The organism is Candidatus Hydrogenedentota bacterium, assembly GCA_012730045.1.
Taxonomy (GTDB): domain Bacteria; phylum Hydrogenedentota; class Hydrogenedentia; order Hydrogenedentales; family CAITNO01; genus JAAYBR01.
Genome location: JAAYBR010000041.1, coordinates 1 through 20,483, shown reverse-complemented (window position 1 = coordinate 20,483; position 20,483 = coordinate 1). Strand labels below are relative to the sequence as shown.

The following is a 20,483-nucleotide window of genomic DNA, read 5'->3' as shown; positions in this document are numbered from 1 at the left end:
AGACCCGTCCGACTGCCCCCCCGGTCGCTCCTCTCACTTGAGGTACCCCAACGCTTCCAGGGCGGCGCGGTCGTCCGCCGTGAGGTCGGCGGGCTCGGCGGCCCGCTCGCCGACCGTTGCGGTCCACTCAGCCAGTGCGTCGGTCATTCGCTTGACCCTCTCGGGATGGTCCCGAAACCGGTTGCTGCGTTCGGCGGCATCCTTCCCCAGGTCGTAGAACTCCGGCAGTTGCGCGCGCCGCAGGATGAGCTTCCAGCTCCCCTCCACGACGGTCTGGTGCGTCGGCCCGCCGGAGGCGAGGGCCTGCCGGAGTCCGGGCACCCGCGTGACCGTGCCGCCGTAGGTCTCCGCGAACCGCACTCGGCCCACCCCGTCCCCCTCTGTGTCCAGGAGATTGAGCCCCTGCATGCCGGGGAGTTTCGGCAGTCCGGCCAGGGCGAGCAGGGTGGGTCCAATGTCGAGTCCGTGGGCGGGGAAGGCACTCCGGCCCGGCGGCGCGCCGGGCGCGCGGATCATCAGGGGCACGCGCAGGTTGTCCTGGTAGACATGCCGGCCGTGGCCGAGGTGGCCGTGCTCGTAGAGGCTCTCGCCGTGGTCGGCGACGAAGAGCACCACCGTGTCCGGCGGCAGGGCGTCAAGCAGGCGGCCCAGGTGGTGGTCCATGAACGCCGCCTCGCTCCAGTAGCGGGCGCGGGTGCCCTCGCGCGGCGGCAGCCGCCACACATTCGCGCCGGGGGGCGCGAAGCCCCGGTGGAGCTGGTAGGGCGCGTGCGGGTCTATGTAGTGGACCCACAGGAAGAAGGGCCGTTCCCGGGGGCGCTCCGCCAGCATCCGCAGCGCCGCGTCCGTCACCTCGTCGGCAGGCCGCTCCGCGTTGACGATTCCCCAGCGTTTTCGGTGAAAGTCCTCGTCATACCGGTCGAAACCCCGGTGGAGTCCCGCCATTTTCGCCTTGAGCGTCCAGGTGCTCTGCACGCACCCGGTGAAATACCCCGCGCGCTGAAGCGCCTCGGGCACCGTCGGGAACTCCGGGGACACGGGCAGCGCGTTGTGCGTGGCGCCGTTGGCGCGCGGCGGCACGGAGGTGAGCATGGCACCGAAGGACGGGCCGGTGAGGGGCACGGCGCACAGGCAGTCCTCAAACAGGAGGGCGTCCGCGGAAAGGCGGTCCAGCCGGGGTGTGGGGGACGGCGCCGCGCCATAGCACCCGAGGGCGTCGGCGCGGAGGGTGTCCGCTGTCAGAAAAAGGACATTGGGGCGGTCAGGCGCGGCGGCCGCGCCCAGGAGCGCCGCAAGCGCCAGCGCCCAGGCGGCCACGTCATTTCTCCGGCGGGAGGATGCGCAGGGGCACGACGGCCTGCAGCGGCTTCAGCGTGCCGCCCTTCTCGCGGATGGTCACGGGCTCGCCGTCGTCGGTGTAGGCCGTCATCTCCAGGAAATACTCCCCGGGCGGGGCCTGGAAGGGCACGTCCACCCCCATGCTCCAAGTGCCGTCACCGGCTTTGGCGTCCGGGTCCAGCCCGTCGTCCATCAGGCGGAAGGTGATGCGCGGATCCTCGACCACCACGCCCTGCACCCGGTCAATGATGCCCTGGCGGTCGCGAATGCCCATGGTGACGACGGCGCCCTCGCCGGGTTTGAGCGTGTCTGGCGTGATCGCGGCTCCCTGCAGCCTTGGCTGGCCCGCCAGGGTGTTGCACCCGGCGAGGAAAAGCAGACATCCGGCCAGCAGGACCGGTCCGGTCATTTTCTTCATGCTTCCGTCTCCTGCCCCTCGAAATAGGGCCGTTCACACCCCTTCAAGCCTACCGCAGGCGGGGCGGTCCTTTCAAACCGGCGCGCCCCCGCCGGACGGCGGCGGCCCGCTGTCCAGATGCGGCGCGAGCCGCGCCATCGCCGGATCCCGCAGAAGGGCGTTGGCCGCCTCCGGGTCCAGCTGCCGCATCTCCCCAAAGGCGGCGCGGACGCCGTCCAGGCGGTCCGGCAGAAAGAGGGCATAGAACATGCACAGGGCGCGCCAGCCCTCCGGATCGCGGGGGTTCATCTCCGCCACGAGCCTCGCCTCGCGCTCGGCCTCGTCGCCCCGCCCGAGCCGGGCGAGGGAGCCCGCGAGCATGGACCGCGCCGCGGCCCACATGGGCTCCATGCCCACGCATTTCGCGTAGGCCCGCGAGGCGGCCTCCACGTCCCCCCGCTCCAGGGCGGCGCGGCCCGCCTCCCACTGCGCCTTCAGCCGCAGCCGGGACTGAAAGCGCCATCCCAGGGCGATGAGGGTGTAGAGCGACGCCAGCGCCACGATGAAAAGAATGCCGTTTCCCATGGGGCCGCCCTAGCGCGGCACGCGGCGGGGGCGCAGCAGCAGGGCAAAAACCATCGCCAGGGCAAGCAGTTCGCCCCAGCCCGGGGCCGCCGCCCCGCGCGCGGGGCCGCACCCGAAGAAGGAGACTCTCTTCTCCTCGGCGGTGCCCGATCCCAGCAGCGTGACCGTGAGCGGGGTGTTTTCCCCTCCCGTAAAAGTCAGCACGCCCCGGTAGTCCTCCTCGGCCGGGGGCACAAACTGCACTTCCATCGTGGCCTCGGCGCCTGCGGGCACACTGTACGCCAGCGGTCCCCGCACGGCAAAGACCCCCGCCGGGTCCGACAGCGCGACGGTGCCCGCCACCGGGGCGCTGCCGGGGTTGCGCAGGGTCAGCACCAGCGTCCCTGTCTCACCCAGGCGCACGCGGCCGAAGAGCACCGAGCCGCCGGCCGCCTCGGGAATCTCCAAGCGTGCGGGCAGCCCGGTCTGGAACGGCGCCACCAGTTGCGCCTCCTGCATGCGTCCGCTGAACACGCCGCCGGCATCCCCCACCGTCAGCACCGGCGCGCGGTCCCAGGCCCCGTCGGCGGGTGCCAGGAAGAAGCCCGACGCGGGGTCGCTGTCCAGCAGGGCGGGAAAGGCATGCCACGCCGCGATGTTCCCCGGCTTGGCGCGCAGGCCCGCCACGGAAAAGGTGACCGCGTTGCGCGCCGCCAAATAGGGGTCGGGGTCGCCGAAGGTCGCCCCGCCATCGGAGGACACCACCACGCCGGCAAACAGGAATCCGCCGCCCTCCAGCGAATCGCCGGGACGCAGGGACACGTCCGGCCCCGCGGCGTCCGGCGCGAACATGCCGTCCTCGTTGCAGGCAAGGACCGCCGTCAGAATGCCCCGGCCGGCCGCGCCCATGAGCGCCCCCGGCACCGACACCAACGCCGTGTTGGCGCTGTCATAGGGGTTTGCCAGCAGCACCCGGCATTCGGGCACGGCGGAATCCATCTCCAGCATGCCCACCACCCGGACACAGTCGCCCGATGTGTGCAGGCCATACCAGGTGTCGCCCGGCTTGGCCAGGGCGGTGAAGGGGTCGTCGGGATACCCGTTGCCGTTGTCGTCCGCAACGGTCCGCACGGCGAAGGGATAGGGGTCGGACAGATATTCAGTCTCCTCGCCGGTCACCGTGGCCGCCGCCGTGATGGTTCCCTGAAACCCCGCCGGGGCCACGCTCTCCGCCCAGTACAGGCCGTCCCGAAGCGTGGCGGGCAACTCCTGACCGTTCCATTCAAACACCACCGCGGGCACGGTTCCCGCCGGGGCGTCCTCCGCCAGGGTGACTTCCGCGCAGAGAAGCACCGGCACCTGGGCAATGCCGGGCGCTGTGGCGATGTCGCCCGTGGGGCTCAACAGCGTGATTTCGGTGATGGTGACCGGAACCTCGCCTTCGCCCTCGCCTTCCCCCTCTCCCTCGATTTCGGTGTCGGCCTTGACCGCCGCCGAAGGCGGTCCGGCCGCAACGGTCCCCGCCTGCGCCCACGCCGCCGGTCCGGCGGCAAGGGTCATGATGAACGCCAGGGTCAAGCCGATGTATCGTAATGCCATGGTCCGCATCCCATCATTTCTGCGGCGCCCCTTCCGGGAACCGCGCCGCTGTTCAGCCTGTCCGCATCTCCGGCCCCATTCTACTGTTTTTGACACCCCGGGGTCACCTTGGCCCGATTTCGGGCAGGCTCCCCCCTCTGCAATAATGCCCGAAACGGCGGGAAAGGTTCCGCTTCCTCCGACAAAAAGGGGCATCCCGGGAACATTTCAGGGTATACTTGTGTTTGCTGATAAACATTTGCAGGTATAAGGCCGGAAAGGAACCCCCCTCATGAGTACCGCACCCCATCGCAAGAGCATCGTCCCCGCCGTTTTGGCCCTCTCTCTGGCCCTGCTGGGGGCCTGCGTGACTGCCGACGCCACGGACGGCACCCAGCTCATCGGCATCGGGGCGGTGCAGAAGGGCACCGCCGGAGCGGGGGTGGCGAGCGCCAAGGACTCGACCTGGGTGCTGTTGAACCCGGCGGGGCTGCTGTCGCTGGACCGCCGTCTGGACGTGAGCGTGGAGGTGTTCGCGCCCTACCGGACCATGGATCCGGCGGGCCTCTTCGGCAACCTCACCGGGGAGTCGTATGATGACAGCATCTTCTACATTCCCGCCATCGGATACAGCAACGGACCGGGGGAAAGCGGCGAGGACGCCTGGGGCATTGGCCTGTACGGCGTGAGCGGCATGGGCGTGGAGTACCGGACCTCCCGCGCCATTCTGCCGCGGCTCTTCCTGAAGAACTACGACCGGCGGACAGAGTACAGCGTGGCCACCATGGTGTTCGGGTATGCCCGCGACCTGGGCGACGGCTGGGTGGTCGGCGCCGCGCCGCACCTGAACTTCTCCATGTTCAAGAGCGACATGTTGACGCTGAAATTCCGCCAGGCCGACGCGGAGAACGGGTGGGACACCTCCTACGGCGCGGGGTTCTCGCTGGGGTTCAACAAGCGCTGGGACCGCTTCGCCGTCGGCGCGACCTACACCTCCCGCCAGTGGCTGACGGATTTCGGGAAATACGACGACCTCTTCTTTGAGTCCATGGACCTGCCGCAGAACCTCCAGGCCGGCGTCGCCTTCGACCTCACGCCGAAACTGGAGTGGGCGCTGGACTACAAATGGATTGACTGGACGGGGGTGCGACAAATCGGGGCGGAGCCGCTCCAGGGCGGGTTCGGCTGGAAGGACCAGCACATCATCAAGACGGGCCTCACCTGGGAGGCGACACCCAAGTGGACCTTCCGGGCGGGCGCGGCGTTCGCCAACTCGCCCGTTGACGGGGAGCATGTGTTCGCCAACGCCCTGTTCCCGGCGGTGGTCAAGACCCACGCCACCTTCGGCGTGTCGCACGCCCTCACGGAGAACTCCGAACTGCACTTCGCGTACCACCACGCCTTCAACAACCACCTCACGGACAACGGCAAGGGCGACCTCTTCTCCGTGCTGGGGAAAGGGTCGGAAATCTCCCTGCGGGAGAACACGTTCACGGTGCAGTACACCTACCGGTTCTGAGGGCGGTCAGTCTTCCAGTCCGGCCCCCCGGCAGCGGCGCAGGCGGACGGTGAACACGCTGCCCTCGCCGGGAGCGCTCTCCACCTCCACGCCGCCGTCGTAGAGGGCGGCGAGCTTGCGCACCAGCGCCAGACCGAGCCCGGTGCCGGGGATGTGCTCCGTCTCGCGCTTGCGCACCCGGCCAAACTCGCGGAACAGGCCCGCGATCTCCGCGGGGGTCATGCCGATGCCCGTGTCGCGCGCCTCAACAAAGACATGCTCCCCGTCCTGCCACAGGCGCAGCGCCGCGGCGCCCCCGTCCCGGTTGTACTTGACGGCGTTGGAGAGGAGATTCTGGAGGATGCACTCGATCTCCCAGCGGTCGGCGCGGACCATGAGCCGGTCCGGCGCGGCCAGGGACAGGGTGACGGCGCGCGCACGCGCTGCGGGCGCCTCCTCCTCCAGCACCGTCCGGGCCGACTGGGCCAGATCAAGAAACTCCAGGCTGCGCGGGCGCTCCCCGGACTCCACGCGGGTGAGGTCGAGCAGGCCGCCCACGAGCCGGCGCGCGGCCTCCAGCCGGACCAGCGCCCGCGCGACGAGGGGGGCGTAGGGGGGCAGCGCCTCGCCCAGCGTCTTTGCGTCGAGAATCTGCAGCGCGCTTTCCGCGGCGGCGAGGGGGGCCTTCAGCTCATGGGCGAGCACGGAGACGAACTCGAAGCGGATGCGGCGCTTCTCCAGGGCGTGCAGACGTTCCCGGCGGGTGTCCTCCAGAAAGCGCAGGGCGTGCGCCACCGCGCCCCGCAGGACCTCCGGCGGGAAGGGCTTGGGCAGGAAGTCCACGGCGCCCCGCCGCGCCACATCCACGGCGCAGGCGTAGGAGGGGGCCGCCTCGGTCATGATGACCGCCAGCTCCGACCGGCCCTCGCGGGCCTGCGCCATGAGGTCCGCCCCGGCGGCGCAGGTGAGCTCGTTGTCCAGAATCAGGATGTCGGGCGCAAACGCGGCGATGCGGGCGCAGCAACGGCAGGACGAGGCCGCCTCCTCCACCTCGAGGACGGCGTCGCCGCCGCCGGGCAGGGGCATGGCGCGGCCCCGGAGCGCGTCGGCGGCCAGGCGCCGCACACCCGCGTCCGCGTCCACCACGAGCACCCGGACCGTCCCGTCCATGGACCGCTCCTTGCCGCGTGTCAGGGGGTCAGGGGGCCAGCCGTTCCACGGTGAACGGGGCCCTCAGGCCGTATCCAACAAAGGCGTACTCGGAGCCCGCGGGCTGGGGCGACTCGGGCGCGTTGTTCCACGACCCGGGGTGGGTCAGGCCGGCGTCCTTGTTGCCCAGGTGCGGGCCGAGGGGGTTGCGCAGGCTGCCGTACACCAGCACGGAGACCGTGTTGACGCCGGGGTTCAGCAGGGCGGTGATCTCGCGCTCCGCGGGCTGGAGGTAGACGGGGCCCGCAGGCTTGCCATTCACCGTCACCGCCGCGACGACCCCCGACCAGTCGGGAAGGGTCAGGAGATGGCGCGCTTTCGGGTCGTCCACCGTGACCGTGGCGGTGTACGCCACCCGGTGGCCGAAGAAGGGAAGCCCCTGGTCCCTCCACTCGCCCAGCCCCAGCGGCGCGCCCGGCGCCACGATGAAGCCTTTGTCGGCGGCCTTCAGGGAAAAATCGCCGACGAGGTAGGCGGCTTCCAGCTCATGAAACACTGTCATGGGCGACGCTTTGATCGTGAGGGTGTTGTCCCCCTTCTTCGCCGCGCCCGCCAGATTGATGCCGAGGAAGGCGCGGTCGAGCCACCAGTAGTGCGGGGCGGGCTTTACGGCCTGGCCGTTGCAGGTGATCTCGTAGAGGTCGGCGCGCTCCACGACGGCGAAGAGGTGCTCCGGCGCCGGACCCTCCAGGGTGAAGTGGTAGGTCGCCTCAAACCCGCTGTCCGCCGGGAACTCGGTCTTCAGCAGCTCGTCGCGGAACTGGACGCAGTGGTCCCAGATGTTTCCGCGCAGGCCGTTCTTCTTGAAGATGTGGTCTGCGGCCTTCTTCCAGTAGACGCCCTCGAGGGTTTCGCCGCCCGCCGTCACGTCCACGTAGTCGAGGATGAGCACATTGTCGTCCGCGCGGCTCACGGCGATGTCCGACACCGCCAGCGCGGTGCGCCCCGTGACGGGCGCGGGCGCCGGGTCGGCCTCCTTCGCCGTCTTGTCGAGGAAGAGCATCAGGCTGCCGCAGGGGCCCAGCGTGAAGGGCGCCGAAACCCCGTCCGCCGTCTTCTCGAAGGGGCGGGCGCGCACGCCCCCCTGGTCGAGCACGGCCTCGCGGACCCCCGCCATGCCCTTCGCCACCACGGAGCCCGACGCCGAAACGTTGTTGCTGGTGTTGACGATGAAGACGATTTCGCCGTCCGCCAGCTGGCGGCGGTGGTGGTAGACGGTGGCGGCGTTGTCCGCCGCGAGAACGACCTCCGTGGGCTGCGGGCGCAGCTCGCGGATGCGGACGGCCGCCTCGGACGGGGCAATCTGGCGCCATCCGGCCATGCCGCGCAGCTCCGCGCAGCGCGCGTCGGCCGCGCCGTCCACCAGCGAGGGCTGGTCCGGCCCGGCGCAGGAAAGCACCACGCCGCCCTTCTCCAGGAAACCCTTCAGGAGTTCGGCGGTCTTGGCGTCGAGGGTCTCCATGAACTCCGGCACCACCACGACGGCGTAGGCGCGCTCGCCCACGCGGAACCGGGCGCCGCCGTCTTCGGCGGCCTCCACAGCGCCGCGGTCGGCGATGACGGCCTCGCTGCCCAGGTCAAACTCCGCCTGCGCCTTGGCCAGCGTGGTGACCAGGGCCTGGAAGGTGTCGCCCACGGCGGCCAGGCGCTCCCCGTTGGCGAAGTGGTGCATCCACGCGGTGGTCGTCGGCTCCAGCACGAGGACCTCGTTGATCTGCCCGCCCTGCGTCAGGCACCAGGTCACGCGGGAGAAGTACTCCGCGAGCGTGCCGTAGGCCTCAAACCACGGCGAGTGGTAGGAGAAGGTGGGCGGGTAGTCGCGCTTGCGCGCGCCGCGCATGGTGACGTGGGACAGGTGCTCGTTGAGCGTGTTCACCCCCAGCACCTGGAGCCAGTCGCCGATGCGCTTGTAGTCCTCGAAGCGCATCTCCGCGCCGCTGCCGCCGTACAGCTCGCACAGCGTGCGCGCGCGGCCCGCCTGGCTGGCCACGCTGGCCAGCTCCAGCACGGCGCGCACGTTGCCAAACTGCGCGTGCGGCCCCTCGTTGTACTGGTTGAACAGCGTGTCAATGCCGGGGCGCTGCTGCCACGACGACATGGCCATGTTGTCCGGCACGGAGGCGCAGTTCGGCCACTCATGCTCCCAGTAATGGCCCGTGGCCTCCAGGCCGTTCGCCTCGCAGTAGTCAAAGTACTTTTTCGCCCAGCGCTCGATGAACAGGCGGTTAAGGGTGTGGAAGTAGTCATGACGGAAACGGCGGCCCTCGGGCGTGTCCGCCTTGAGCAGGGGCAGCTCCGCCATGAAGTCACGGCCCCACACCTCCTGGAAGCGCTCCGCAAAGTCCGGCGTCCAGTGCATCTCGCCCGCGCCCTTCAGGTGCGGCTCGTCGTAGAAGGATCCGGGGATGCGCTTCCCAAACTCGTCGCCAAAGTGCTTCTTGTAGGCGTCCAGCGTGATCTCCAGAAACTTCTCCGTGACGCCGGGCCGCAGGAGGTCCGTGTGGAACTTGCCGGCGTACCACGGGGACTCCTTCGCCTGCTCCAGCGTGACAACGGTGAATTCGCCGTCCATGAACCCGTCGCCTGCGGCGTCCTTGGCGATCATCTCGAAGCCGTCACCGGCCTTCTTGTAGACGGCAAACACCGACGGGTCGGAGGGTTTCACGCGCTTGCGCTCCTCCACCTTGAGGCCCAGGGCGCGGGATTCCGGCATGGCCTCGGGCAGCAGCCCCCCCGCGAAGCAGGTGGGGTACGAGTTCTCGTCGTAAATCCACACGAGCATGTCGTGTTTCTTGGCCACCCGCAGCGTGTCCGCCCACCGGGCGAACCAGTCGGTGTCCAGGTACGGCGTCATGAGCCCGGGCCGCGGATGCACCCACACCTGCCGGATGTTCGACGCCGCCAGCGCGTCCAGCGTGGTCTCGATCTGCTCCGTCGTGAGCAGGTCGTTCCACACCCACAGCGGCCCCGAGCTGTATTCGCTCCCCGGCCTCTCCAGCCCGGCGGCCACACCGTCCAAAGTGTCCCCTGCCGCGCCCGTCAGCGCGCACGCAAGAAGGCAGGTTAAATTCAGCAGCATGGCAGAATCCTTTCGCTGGTTCCCGGTCCGGAGGGCTATTGTACCCGCCCGCGCCCCCCGGGGAAAGTTAATGTCCCTCCCCCCGTGTCGCCGGATAAGAGGCGGTTTCCGCATCCACTGCGGGCGCGGCATGACCGTGTCACCGAACGGCGGAGGCGGCTATGCTGAAAAACTTGGGCATGCAGGCCCCGGGCGCCGCAGGTCTTCCACCCCGGAGGGGTGGAGGATATTAGCCGGTGGTTGCGCGGTCTTGAAAGCAGGATAGTTGCGGGCGCAATGAGTGCCGCTTGCCGGGACCGCGCCCGACTCCATGCCGGAGCGCCACCACCGGACATCGGACTCCCCGCCTTATGTGGCACCCCGGAGGGGTGCAGGACCCTTCCCCCTCCCGATTCACGCAAGATAATCCGGATTGTATTCGATCCCGGCTTGTTCCAGAAGGCCGGCCAACTCCTCTGAGAAACTCTTGGCCCGGTGGTGTTCACCCTGCCGGGATATGTATGTCTTCACCCCCTTGCGCGCCGTGGCGCTGACCGTAAACGCGGCATACCCTTCCTGCCAGGCGAAATCGCGCATGCCGATTTCCCTGTGTACCCACAGGGATGAGTTCTTCTTCAAATCCCTCACGAAATCCGACAGGCAATGGGTGGCCCTAAGACCCACAAGAAGGTGGACGTGATCCGCCATACCGCCGATGCGTTCGGGATAGCCGCCCATGGATTTCACAGTACCGCCGAGATATTCGTTGAGACGCGCGCCCCAAGGGGGATCAATAAAGGGACGGCGTTCCTTCGTTCCGAAAACCAAGTGATAGTGGAGGCTGAGATAGGTGGACGACATGGCAGTATCTCCCCGCGGCTATGGTCCTGCACCCCTCCGGGGTGCGTTGGTTTTCGCTCCCTTTTCCGGTGGTATCGCTTCGCTCAACCACCGGCTAATATCCTGCATCCCTCCGGGATGCTTTGAGTCATGACCCGTCGATGCGCCAAGAATCTCCCTCTCCATCACCGAGACAGAAAGGCCATGAGCGGCAATCCGCCGCATCACGCGTCATCGCCCACCGCCTGCTCTGTTCCAAGCGTCAATCTCCGAAAACAGCGGCCGGAAGCGCCACCTACCACCCCTCTGCGATCCGCCTGCGCCAGTGATCGAGGAGCTCGCCGAGGAGGGTGTCGAAGGGGATGGCGGGCTCCCATCCGGTGTCGGTGCGGAGCTTTTCGGCGCTGCCGCGCAGTTCGGGGATGTCCGCGGGGCGGTGGAGCGCGGGGTCGGGCGCGACTTCGAACGAAACGCCGGAAAGCGCGCGCATCCGGTCAAGCGCCTCGTCCAGCCGCCGGGACACGCCGGAGCAGACGTTGTAGGCCTCGCCGCTCCGCCCGCGGAGGGCGGCGGCCAGGTAGGCGCGGACCACGTCGTCCACATGCAGAAAATCGCGCCGCACCGTGAGGTTTCCGGTGCGCAGGACGGGCGGGCGCAGGCCCGCGGCGACCTCGGTGATCTGGCGGGCGAAGGAGGGGAGCACAAACACGTCGGGTTGGCCGGGGCCGGTGTGGTTGAAGGGACGCAGGCGCACCACGTCGAGGGCGCCCGCCGCCGCCAGCCACGCGCAGTACTGGTCTGCGGCGGCCTTGGACACGGCATAGGGGTTGGCGGGCGCGAGGGGGTGCGCCTCCGTCATGGGCAGGAATTGCGGGGGGCCGTAGACCTCCGCGCTGCCTATGTACACAAGCCGCGCCCCGGGCCGCCGCGCGCGCAGGGCCTCTGCGAGGAGGATGGTCCCCCCGGCATTGATCCGCAGGTGCTCCAGGGGGCGTTTCAGGCTGTCCGCGACGGAGGTCGCGGCGGCCAGGTGAAAGACGTGGGTGACCTCCCCGGCAAAGCCGAGCGCGGCGTCCACGCCCTCCGGCGTGGACAGGTCCGCGGCCACATGGTCCGCCGCGCCGCCGGGCGCGCGCAGGTCGGCCCCGGCAACCTCCCATCCCGACGCCTCCAGTAGGGCGCGCAGACGGCGTCCCACGAAGCCCCCGCTCCCCGTGACCAGCGCGCGCGGGGCGGTCATTGCAGGAGGGCCCTGGGGTGCGCGATCTCGAAGCGCACCCGCTCCATGTCGGCGTCCACCATCATCTCGATCAGTTCACGGAAGGAGACCCTCGCCTCCCAGCCCAGGGCCTTCTTCGCCTTGGCCGCGTCGCCGAGCAGCAGGTGCACTTCGGCGGGCCGGAAGAAGGTCGGATCCTCTTGGACGAACTTCTCCCAGTCCAGCCCGACGCGCGCGAAGGCGATCTCGCACATTTCGCGGACCGTGTGGGTCTCGCCGCTGGAAATGACATAGTCGTCCGGCGCGTCCTGCTGGAGCATGAGCCACATGGCGCGGACGTAGTCCCCCGCGAAGCCCCAGTCGCGGCGGGCCTCCAGGTTGCCCAGGCGCAGCTCCGAATCCAGCCCCTGTTTAATGCGGGCGACGCCGTTGGTCACCTTGCGGGTGACAAACTCCAGCCCGCGCCGGGGGGACTCGTGGTTGAAGAGGATGCCGGACACGGCGAACATGCCGTAGCTCTCGCGGTAGTTCACGGTGATCCAGTGTCCGTAGACCTTGGCCACGCCGTAGGGGCTGCGCGGGTAGAAGGGGGTGAGCTCGGTCTGGGGCGTCTCGCGCACGTGGCCGAACATCTCGCTGGACGACGCCTGGTAGAAGCGGATGGACGGGTCCACCACGCGGACGGCTTCCAGCATGCGCGTGACGCCGAGGGCGGTCACGTCGCCCGTGAGGATGGGCTGCTTCCACGACGTGGGCACAAAAGACTGGGCCGCCAGGTTGTACACCTCGCGCGGCCGGGTCTGGGAGAGCACGTCCACCATGGACACCTGGTCCGTCAGGTCGGCCTGGAGCAGCGTCACCCGGTCTTTAATGTGCAGGATGCGCCCGAAGGTCTCCGTGCTCGCGCGGCGGACCACGCCGAACACCTCGTACCCCTGTTCCAGAAGCAGCTCGGCGAGGTAGGACCCGTCCTGCCCCGTGATGCCCGTGATCAGGGCGCGGCGCGTTTCAGCCATGCGCGTTCTCCCGTCCCCGCGCGCGTTGGCGGGGGACTATTCCGTCTTCTTCCGGCGGGCGCCGCCCTTTGCGGCGGTCTTCTTTGCGGCGGTCTTCTTCGGCGCGGCTTTCCTGCGGGCGGGTTTCCGGGGCTTCTTTTCCGCCTCGGCGATCAGCTCCAGGGCCCGCTCCAGCGTCACGGCCTCCGGGGTCGTGTCCTTGGGCAGGGTGGCGTTCACGTCGCCGTTGGTCACATAGGGGCCGTAGCGCCCCTCGTACAGCTCGACCGGGGTGTCCGTGCCGGGCATCACGCCCAGGGTCCGGAGCACCTGCTTCACGCGCACGCCCTTGGGCTGGCTCAGCAGGGCGAGCGCCCCGGCGAGGTCCACTTTGAACACCGCCTCGGAGTCGTTCTTGGGCAGACTGCGGAACTCGCCGTCGCAGCCGACGTAGGGGCCGTAGGGGCCGATGGAGGCCATGACCGGTTTGCCCTTTTCGGGGTGCGCCCCCAGGGTGCGCGGCAGGGACAGGTATTTCAGCGCCGTCTCCAGGGTGACCATGCCGACGTCCGTGCCCTTGGGCAGCGAGGCGCGCTTCACCTTTTCCTTGCCCTCCCTGGCGAAGCCCAGCTGGACATAGGGGCCGAATCTCCCCTCGAACGCGTAGACCGTCAGGCCGGTGGCCGGGTCGGCGCCCAGCCCCTCGCCGGTCTTCGCCTTGGTCTCCAGCACCTCCAGGGCGCGCTCCACCGTCAGCTCGTCATAGTAGAGCCCGCGCGGGATGGTGGCGAAATTGCCCTCGCCGCCGGGGCCCCGCTGGAGGAAGGGCTCGCCCTTGCCGAGGCGCACGACCAGCGGCTCGCCGTCCGGGGTGTCGCCCACGGGAATGGCGGGAAACTCGATTTCCGGAAGCTTCTCGGCGATCTGGGGCTTGAGCCCCTGGCCGTAGTCGTGCTTGTCGCCGAAATAAAAGTCATGGAGGAAGGCCTGCCAGTCCAGCCCGCCCTCGGCGATGCTGTCCAGCACGTCCTCCATGCGGGCCGTAAAGCCGACATCCACATACTCGCCGAAATGCCGGCGCAGCAGCAGGGTCACGGCGATGCCCAGATAGGTGGGGGCCAGCACCTTGTCCACCCGCTCGACATATTCCCGCGCCTGGATCGTGGAGATGGTCGGCGCGTAGGTCGAGGGGCGGCCGATGCCCTCCTCCTCCAGCCGCTTCACCAGCGACGCCTCGGTGAAGCGCGCCGGGGGCTGGGTGTTGTGCTGTTCCGGGGTCACGCCGTCCAGGGCGATGTCGCCCCCCGGGCCCACGGTCATGCCCTCTTTCAGGGGGGGCAGCTCGGTCTCCTTCTGCATTCCCTCCAGCAGCCGCAGGAACCCGGGAAAGGTCACCACGGACCCGTTGGCCCGCAGGACCGCCGGGCGCCCGTTGTCCGCCTCCGCGTGGAAGTCCACCGCCGTCTTGAACAGTTTTGCGGGGGCCATCTGCGAGGCGATGGTGCGGTTCCAGACGAGCCGGTAAAGCTTCAGCTCCTCGGGCTTGAGGAAGGGGGCCACGGCTTCCGGTGTCTTGCCGAGGTGGGTGGGGCGGATGGCCTCGTGGGCCTCCTGCGCCATTTTGGACTTGGTCGTGTACTGCTGGCGGTGGTGGTATTCCGGGCCGTACAGGCGGGAGATGACCTCGCCGGCCTCCTGGAGCGCCTTTTCGCTCAGGACCACGGAGTCCGTTCTCATGTAGGTGATGAGACCCTCGCGCTCGCCGCTGCCGAGGTCCACGCCCTCGTACAGCCGCTGGGCGATCTGCATGGTCTGGCGCGGGCTGAACCCGCACACCGACGAGGCCGCCTGCTGGAGGCTCGAGGTCGTGTAGGGCGGCAGGGGCCGCTGCACCGCCTCCTTCTGCTCCACCGCCGCCACGCGCCACGGCGTGCGCGCCTGGAGCGCCCGGGCCACCGCCGCCGCGCCGTCCGCGTCCAGCCAGGCCACCTTGTCGTCCAGCCGCTCCTTCAGCGCGCCCGTGGCCGCGTCGAAATCCTTGCCCTGGGCGATCCGCTGGCCGTCGAGGGCCGTGAGGGTGGCCGTGAAGGCCTTGCCCCCGGCGGACAGCGCCGCCTGCACATCCCAGTACTCCGTCCGGTGGAAGGCGCGCCGCTCCTCCTCGCGCTCGACCACCAGCCGCACCGCCACGCTCTGCACCCGGCCCGCGCTCAGGCGGGTCCGGACCTTTTTCCACAGCACCGGCGACAGCTCGTAGCCGAAGAGGCGGTCCAGAATCCGCCGCGTCTCCTGCGCGCGCACCAGCTGGTCGTTCATGCTCCGGGGGGACGCCATGGCCTGGTCTATGGCCGATTTCGTGATCTCATGGAAGGCGATGCGGCTCACCGGCACCTTGGGCTTAAGCTCCTCCAGCAGGTGCCAGCTGATGGACTCTCCCTCGCGGTCCTCGTCCGTGGCCAGAATCACCGCGTCGGCCTCCCCGCAGAGCTTCTTCAGCTCCGAAAGGTGCTTCTTGCTGTCCTTCTGCACCACATAGCACGGGGCAAACCCGTTGTCCACGTCCACCCCCAGCCGCGCCCACGGCTTCTGCCGCAGGGCCGCCGGAATCTCGTCGGCCGACTGCGGCAGGTCGCGCACATGGCCGTAACTGGCCACAACGCGGTAGTCGCGGCCGAGGAATTTGCCGATCGTCTTTGCCTTCGCGGGCGACTCCACAATCACAAGTTTCAAGGGACAGTTCCTTGCAGGTTTCCCAAAAAACCGATGCCCGGACGGGGGGGACAAACCCCGCCAACCCGGCGCAAACGGACCCCAAACCCGGAACTCCACCACAATTCGAACCCCGAATGCAACCCCGGTACGATTTCCCCGAAGTAACATTCCTCCCCTCGACACCCCGCAGGAAGGGGGGTGGGGGGATGTTTGACATACCTCCGGGGCCTGTCCTATCCTGTTTCGCAGACGCCGGGCGGGAGGGCGGAAACGTCCCGACCCCGGCGCGAAAGGGCAACTTGAACCCGGGGGGGCACCCAATGAGGGCGGCGGGCCGGACCGCCGCATCCTCCGCGCCGCCGCCCCGCACCGCAAAGGGAAGGGAAGCGTCATGCGGATCATCATTTCCCCCGTGTACATCGTCAGGCAGTACGAGCGCGGGATCGTCGAGTTTCTCGGCAAGTACAGCCGCTTCGTCGAGCCGGGATTTCACCTTCAGTGGCCCCTGCTCAATGTGACCCGCATCCGTGATGTCCGCGAGCACACCATGGACATCGAGCCGCAGGCCGTCATCACGAAGGACAACGTGGAAATCCAGGTGGACGGGCTGATCTGGGTGCGCCCGGGGCTGGATGCGGAAAACATCAAAAAGACCTTCTACAGCATTGACGACTGGACCCTGGCGGTCATCGAGCTGGCCAAGACGAATCTCCGCCAGGAGTTCGGCCAGCTCACCCTCGATGACAGCCTCACGGCGCGGGAGCGGATCTCCAGCAACCTGCAAACCGTGCTCGACCAGATGGTGGCCGACTGGGGGCTCAAGGTCTGCAAGGTCGAAATCCGCCTGATTGACCCGCCCGAGGACATCAAGAAGGCCATGCACAAGCAGAAGACCGCCGAACAGGAGCGGCGCGCCATGAAGCTGCTGGCCACCGGCAAGTTTGAGGCGGCCGAACAGGAGAAGCTGGCGGCCATTCAGATTGCCGAGGGCCGCCGCGAGGCCGAAATCCGCGTGGCCGAGGGCAAGGCCCGGGCCATTCAGCTCGTAAACGAGGCGGCGGAGCGGTACTTCGTGGGCAACGCCAAGGACCTCAAACGCCTGGAAGTGACCGAGGCGTCCCTCAAGAACAACGCCAAGATCATCGTCACCGAACGCGGCATCTCCCCGCAGCTCATCCTCGGCGACCTCCCCGTCTCCACGCACACGGACCGGGAAGACACCGCCGTATCCCCGGCGAAGGAAGACTAGCCCCCGAATGGACAGCCGCCCATTGGGCCGACCGCCGGGAAGCGCCGCCCCCCCTTAACCGGGCGCTTGCGCCTCCTTCTCTCCGTGCCCCCCGTGACTCCGTGGTGAAATCCCCTGCCGCGCGCCCGCTGACTCCGCGGCGGGGCGCGCGTGGTCTATACTACCGGACACCCCCAGAGCCGGAGACCACGCCCCGCCCATGAAATCGTTTGACAAGGAAATCGTGTCGGGAAGTCTTCTGCGCTCGGTGTGGAAGCTTGCCTGGCCGCTGGTGCTGCTGAACCTCGTGAACGGGGCGCACGGGGTGGTGGACCATGTGCTGGTGGGGCGGTTCGTGGCGTCGGCGGACAACGCGGCGAACGCGGCCATCGGCGTGGCGTGGCAGGTGTTTCTGGTGGTGGTGGTGTCCGTGGCCTCGATTTTCCACGGGACCAACGTGCTGATCGCGCGCTACGCGGGCCGCGAGGACCGCGAAACGCTGAGCGAGGTTTTCCATTCGTCCCTGCTGTGCGCCGTGTTCGTGCTGTTCTTCGTGGTGGCGCCGCTGGGGTGGCTCGCCGCGCCCCGGCTGCTGGATTTTGTGGAGGCCGGGCCGTCGGTCCGGGTCCACGCGCTGCCCTACCTGCGCATCCTGTTTGCCTGCGGCGCGCCGCTTTTCCTCATGTTCATGCTGACGGGCGCGTTCAACGCCTCCGGCGACCCGACCACGCCGCTGAAACTGGGCGTGCTGACCACGCTGCTCAACGTCGCCATCAGCATCGTGCTGATCACGGGGGCGGGGCCCTTCCCCGCGCTCGGCACGACGGGGGCGGCGCTGGGCACCGTGCTGGCGCCGGCGGTTTCCATGGCCATCGGGTTTTGGCTGATCCACCGGCGAAAAATGATCATCCAGCCGCCCCGGCGGTGGCGCCTGCTGCCCGACCCCGCCATCATCGTCCTGGTGGCGCGCATCGGCCTGCCCACGGGGGTGCAGGGCGTGCTGCTGAACATCGGCGGAGTCTTCCTTCTCCGCTACATCGGCATGCTGGAGAACGGCCCGGCGGCCCAGGCCGCCTACACCATCTGCTACGCCCAGCTCTTCTCCCTCGTCGCGTGGACCGCCTTCGGCCTGCGGTCGGCGTCGGGCACGCTCATGGGACAGAACATCGGCGCGGGCGACCCCGGCCGGGGCAAGGCCGCCGTGGGGGTCACCGCCGTTGTCGGCTCGCTGTGGGCCGTGTTCGTGGGGGTGCTGTTCTGGATCGTGCCCGGCCCCCTGCTGGACCTGTTCAACGCCGCGGACGAGCCCCTGCGGGGCTACGGCGTCTCCCTGCTGCACCACCTGAGTTTTGCGGGCGTCGCGCTGGCGGCCACGCTGGCCCTGACCGGCGGGCTCCAGGGCGCGGGCGAGACCAAGCTGCCCATGTTCATCGCCTTCATGACGCAGATCGTCATTCTCGTCGGGGTGTGCCAGGCGCTGGCCTGGGCGGGCATGCTCACCCCCCGGGCCGTCTGGATGACCCTGGTCGTCACGCAGACCGCCCGCCTCCTGCTCACCTGGGCCGTCTTCCGCACCGACCGCTGGACCCGTCTCCGCATCGAGCTGCCCGTCGCCGCGGAACCCATCGAATAACCCGAATCGCGGGATAATCGGTGGTTCTCGTGTCCGTGTCCGGGCGCGCCAGGCGGCGCCCTCTTCCTGCTGTCTCACCCGGCAGGGGACAGGCTTCAATTGGCGATTCAGGTCTTCGATGGGTGCGAAGGCGGAACGCCCCGGGTCGCGCTTGACCTTTTTTCGCCGCTGTGCTACGCTGGGCGGGTGGAAAACGCATGATTCCGGACCGGGCACCGTTCCGGCCGGACGGGAGAAGAACCATGAAGCATCTTCGGCGGGTCACTGTGGTGAAGGCGCATGACGACGAGGCGGTGCTGGGCATTCTGGACCGCGTGTTCGGCTTCGTCATTGAGATCGTCTCGATGAAGGGCAAGAACGCGTCCCACCTGGACTAGTCCCTTCTTCGCGGACCACAAGGGTTTCTCACCGCTCCTGCGGGGCGGGGATGGGTGTTTCTGTTTTCGGACGCCATCAGGAGAGGTATGTCATGTCTGACCCCCGCCGCATGGGCCGCCGCGCGTTTCTGCGCGGCGCGCTGGCCGCTTCCGTGTTTCCCCTCATTCTGCCCCGCCGCGTGTTCGGCGCCAACGACCGCATTCAGGTCGGCTTTATCGGCGTGGGGCGCCGCTGCCAGGACCTGCTGAAACTTTCCAAGGGCATGGAGGGCGTCGCTGCGGCGGATGTCTTCCAGCCCCGGCTGAAGAAGTTCAGTGACAAGGGCTGGAAGGTCTTCACGGACTACCGCGAGCTGCTGGCCGACCCCGGCATTGACGCCGTGGTCGTGGCCACGCCGGACCACTGGCACGCCCAGCCCTCCATAGACGCCTGCCGCGCGGGCAAGGACGTCTATGTCGAGAAGCCCATGACCCTCACCATCCGCGAGGGGCGGCTCATGTCCGACGCCGCCCGCGAGCACAAACGCATCGTCATGACGGGCAGCCAGCAGCGGTCCATGGAACCCAACCGGGTCGCCTGCGCGCTCATCCGCGAGGGGAAGCTCGGCGCCGTGCGCGAGGTGCACGCCGCCAACTACCCCAGCCCGTGGGCCTGCGACCTGCCGGAGCAGCCCCTGCCCGAGGGGCTCGACTGGGACCGTTGGAGCGGCCAGGCCCCCGTGCTCCCCTACCATGAGGACCTTTTCCTGCCGCGCGCCAACGGCCGCAAGGACGCCCAGGGGCGGCCACTCGGCTGGATTTCCTTCACCCCCTTCTCCGGCGGCGAGATGACCGGCTGGGGCGCCCACGGCCTCGACCAGATCCAGTGGGCCCTCGGCATGGACGCCTCCGGCCCCGTCGAGGTGTGGGCCGACGGCAAGGGCCTGACCGACCCCGTGCACATGCGCTACGCCAGCGGCGTCGTTGTCCATCTCGACGGCCAGGGCCGCGACGGCGGCGGCAAATTCATCTGCGAGGGCGGCACCCTCGAGATTGACCGGGGCATCTTCCGCACCGATCCCCCCGAACTCGGCAAACAGCTCGCCGGGGACATCGCCGGCAAGGCCAACGGCCGCGAGGACCACCTGGGCCACTGGGAGGCCTGCATCCGCTCCCGCGAACTCCCCGTCACCGATGTGGAGATTGGCCACCGCTCCACCACCGTCTGCCACCTCGGCAACATCGCCCGCTGGGTCGGCCGCCCGCTCAAATGGGACCCCGTCGCCGAGCGCTTCGACGACGAGGAGGCCAACAAGCACGTGGACCGTCCCCAGCGCGCCCCCTACACCGTGGGCTGACCGACACCGCCTGCCCGCCCCCGTACCGACAGCGTCCCGCTGGCCCTGTCTTCTGCCTACCGTAGCGCAGGCGTCCCGCCTGCCGTGTCTTCTGTCCCTGCCGTACCGCCAGCGTCTCGCTGGCCCTGTCTTCCGCCCTGCCGCAGCGCAAGCGTCACGCCGGTCACCCACACCCCCGTCACCCCCGCGAAAGCGGGGGCTCATGCCTTGGCGCGTGGCGTCACCCGCCGACCCAGGATGGATTCCCGCGTGCGCGGGAATGACGGGAAGGCCGGGTGTCTGCGCCGTGGAAGCGCTTCCCGGCCGCCGGTCCGCCGTGCGCCCGAAGACAAGGCCGCCGGGACGGCGGCGCCACGGAACAGCCCCCGCCTGCCCGCCGCACTAGCGCAGGCGTCCCGCCTGCCGTGTCTTCTGTCCCTGCCGTACCGCCAGCGTCCCGCTGGCCTTGTCTTCCGTTCCAACCGCCGGGCTGGCGTGAGCCCGAAGACTAGGCCGCCGGG

At 68.9% G+C, this 20,483-nt stretch carries 14 protein-coding genes and 1 other annotated feature; of the genes, 4 read left to right on the top strand and 10 right to left on the bottom strand.

Annotated features, from left to right (window positions below; genetic code table 11):
* Positions 1-33 precede the first annotated feature (33 nt).
* The 4 genes from GXY15_03920 to GXY15_03905 form a co-directional block, all read right to left on the bottom strand.
* On the bottom strand, positions 34-1,317 hold the full coding sequence (locus GXY15_03920) for a sulfatase-like hydrolase/transferase (GenBank protein ID NLV40359.1): 1,284 nt from the start codon (positions 1,315-1,317) through the stop codon (positions 34-36).
* A gap of 1 nt (position 1,318) precedes the next feature.
* Positions 1,319-1,756 carry a hypothetical protein gene (locus tag GXY15_03915; GenBank protein NLV40358.1) on the bottom strand — a complete coding sequence of 146 codons (438 nt, stop codon included), beginning with the start codon at positions 1,754-1,756 and terminating at the stop codon, positions 1,319-1,321.
* Between the two features lie 72 nt (positions 1,757-1,828).
* Positions 1,829-2,320: a hypothetical protein gene (locus GXY15_03910; GenBank protein ID NLV40357.1), complete on the bottom strand. Its 492-nt coding sequence runs from the start codon at positions 2,318-2,320 to the stop codon at positions 1,829-1,831.
* A gap of 9 nt (positions 2,321-2,329) precedes the next feature.
* Positions 2,330-3,898 carry a hypothetical protein gene (locus GXY15_03905; protein NLV40356.1) on the bottom strand — a complete coding sequence of 523 codons (1,569 nt, stop codon included), beginning with the start codon at positions 3,896-3,898 and terminating at the stop codon, positions 2,330-2,332.
* A gap of 271 nt (positions 3,899-4,169) precedes the next feature.
* Between GXY15_03905 and GXY15_03900 the strand changes: the two genes are divergently transcribed.
* On the top strand, positions 4,170-5,396 hold the full coding sequence (locus GXY15_03900) for a hypothetical protein (protein NLV40355.1): 1,227 nt from the start codon (positions 4,170-4,172) through the stop codon (positions 5,394-5,396).
* A gap of 6 nt (positions 5,397-5,402) precedes the next feature.
* Here the strand turns inward: GXY15_03900 and GXY15_03895 are convergent, their stop codons facing one another.
* The 6 genes from GXY15_03895 to topA all read right to left on the bottom strand — a co-directional run bounded on the left by GXY15_03895 (position 5,403) and on the right by topA (position 15,576).
* Complete coding sequence (locus GXY15_03895; protein NLV40354.1) at positions 5,403-6,545, bottom strand: response regulator; 1,143 nt, start codon at positions 6,543-6,545, stop codon at positions 5,403-5,405.
* A gap of 28 nt (positions 6,546-6,573) precedes the next feature.
* Positions 6,574-9,663, bottom strand: coding sequence for a hypothetical protein (locus tag GXY15_03890; protein ID NLV40353.1), 3,090 nt, complete (start codon positions 9,661-9,663; stop codon positions 6,574-6,576).
* 393 nt (positions 9,664-10,056) lie between these two features.
* Positions 10,057-10,503 (bottom strand): IS200/IS605 family transposase, encoded by a 447-nt coding sequence (gene tnpA / locus GXY15_03885; GenBank protein ID NLV40352.1) that lies wholly within the window; start codon positions 10,501-10,503, stop codon positions 10,057-10,059.
* Between the two features lie 274 nt (positions 10,504-10,777).
* A complete protein-coding gene (locus GXY15_03880; protein NLV40351.1) occupies positions 10,778-11,722 on the bottom strand; it encodes an NAD-dependent epimerase/dehydratase family protein in 945 nt (314 codons plus the stop codon).
* Positions 11,484-11,540, top strand: a sequence feature (possible 16S ribosomal RNA but 16S or 23S rRNA prediction is too short). Its footprint overlaps the gene before it by 57 nt.
* Positions 11,719-12,717, bottom strand: coding sequence for a GDP-mannose 4,6-dehydratase (gmd, locus tag GXY15_03875; protein ID NLV40350.1), 999 nt, complete (start codon positions 12,715-12,717; stop codon positions 11,719-11,721). Before gmd ends, GXY15_03880 begins: the two co-directional genes overlap by 4 nt.
* Before the next feature lie 36 nt (positions 12,718-12,753).
* Positions 12,754-15,576, bottom strand: a complete 2,823-nt coding sequence (gene topA, locus GXY15_03870; protein NLV40349.1) for a type I DNA topoisomerase — start codon at positions 15,574-15,576, stop codon at positions 12,754-12,756.
* Between the two features lie 223 nt (positions 15,577-15,799).
* Between topA and GXY15_03865 the strand changes: the two genes are divergently transcribed.
* The 3 genes from GXY15_03865 (at position 15,800) to GXY15_03855 (ending at position 19,983) form a co-directional block, all read left to right on the top strand.
* The gene (locus tag GXY15_03865) at positions 15,800-16,657 is read left to right on the top strand and encodes an SPFH/Band 7/PHB domain protein (protein NLV40348.1); all 858 of its coding nucleotides are present in this window, start codon (positions 15,800-15,802) and stop codon (positions 16,655-16,657) included.
* Between the two features lie 199 nt (positions 16,658-16,856).
* Positions 16,857-18,269: an MATE family efflux transporter gene (locus GXY15_03860; protein NLV40347.1), complete on the top strand. Its 1,413-nt coding sequence runs from the start codon at positions 16,857-16,859 to the stop codon at positions 18,267-18,269.
* Positions 18,270-18,738: 469 nt separating this feature from the next.
* Complete coding sequence (locus tag GXY15_03855) at positions 18,739-19,983, top strand: Gfo/Idh/MocA family oxidoreductase (GenBank protein ID NLV40346.1); 1,245 nt, start codon at positions 18,739-18,741, stop codon at positions 19,981-19,983.
* The last annotated feature ends 500 nt before the right edge of the window (positions 19,984-20,483 follow it).

Coding starts and splice junctions, on each gene's coding strand:
- GXY15_03895 (NLV40354.1), bottom strand. CDS start 6,545: ATGGACGGGACGGTCCGGGTGCTCGTGGTGGACGCGGACGCGGGTGTG.
- GXY15_03855 (NLV40346.1), top strand. CDS start 18,739: ATGTCTGACCCCCGCCGCATGGGCCGCCGCGCGTTTCTGCGCGGCGCG.
- GXY15_03915 (NLV40358.1), bottom strand. CDS start 1,756: ATGAAGAAAATGACCGGACCGGTCCTGCTGGCCGGATGTCTGCTTTTC.
- topA (NLV40349.1), bottom strand. CDS start 15,576: ATGTTACTTCGGGGAAATCGTACCGGGGTTGCATTCGGGGTTCGAATT.
- GXY15_03900 (NLV40355.1), top strand. CDS start 4,170: ATGAGTACCGCACCCCATCGCAAGAGCATCGTCCCCGCCGTTTTGGCC.
- GXY15_03865 (NLV40348.1), top strand. CDS start 15,800: ATGCGGATCATCATTTCCCCCGTGTACATCGTCAGGCAGTACGAGCGC.
- GXY15_03860 (NLV40347.1), top strand. CDS start 16,857: ATGAAATCGTTTGACAAGGAAATCGTGTCGGGAAGTCTTCTGCGCTCG.
- GXY15_03890 (NLV40353.1), bottom strand. CDS start 9,663: ATGCTGCTGAATTTAACCTGCCTTCTTGCGTGCGCGCTGACGGGCGCG.
- GXY15_03880 (NLV40351.1), bottom strand. CDS start 11,722: ATGACCGCCCCGCGCGCGCTGGTCACGGGGAGCGGGGGCTTCGTGGGA.
- GXY15_03910 (NLV40357.1), bottom strand. CDS start 2,320: ATGGGAAACGGCATTCTTTTCATCGTGGCGCTGGCGTCGCTCTACACC.
- gmd (NLV40350.1), bottom strand. CDS start 12,717: ATGGCTGAAACGCGCCGCGCCCTGATCACGGGCATCACGGGGCAGGAC.
- tnpA (NLV40352.1), bottom strand. CDS start 10,503: ATGTCGTCCACCTATCTCAGCCTCCACTATCACTTGGTTTTCGGAACG.
- GXY15_03905 (NLV40356.1), bottom strand. CDS start 3,898: ATGGCATTACGATACATCGGCTTGACCCTGGCGTTCATCATGACCCTT.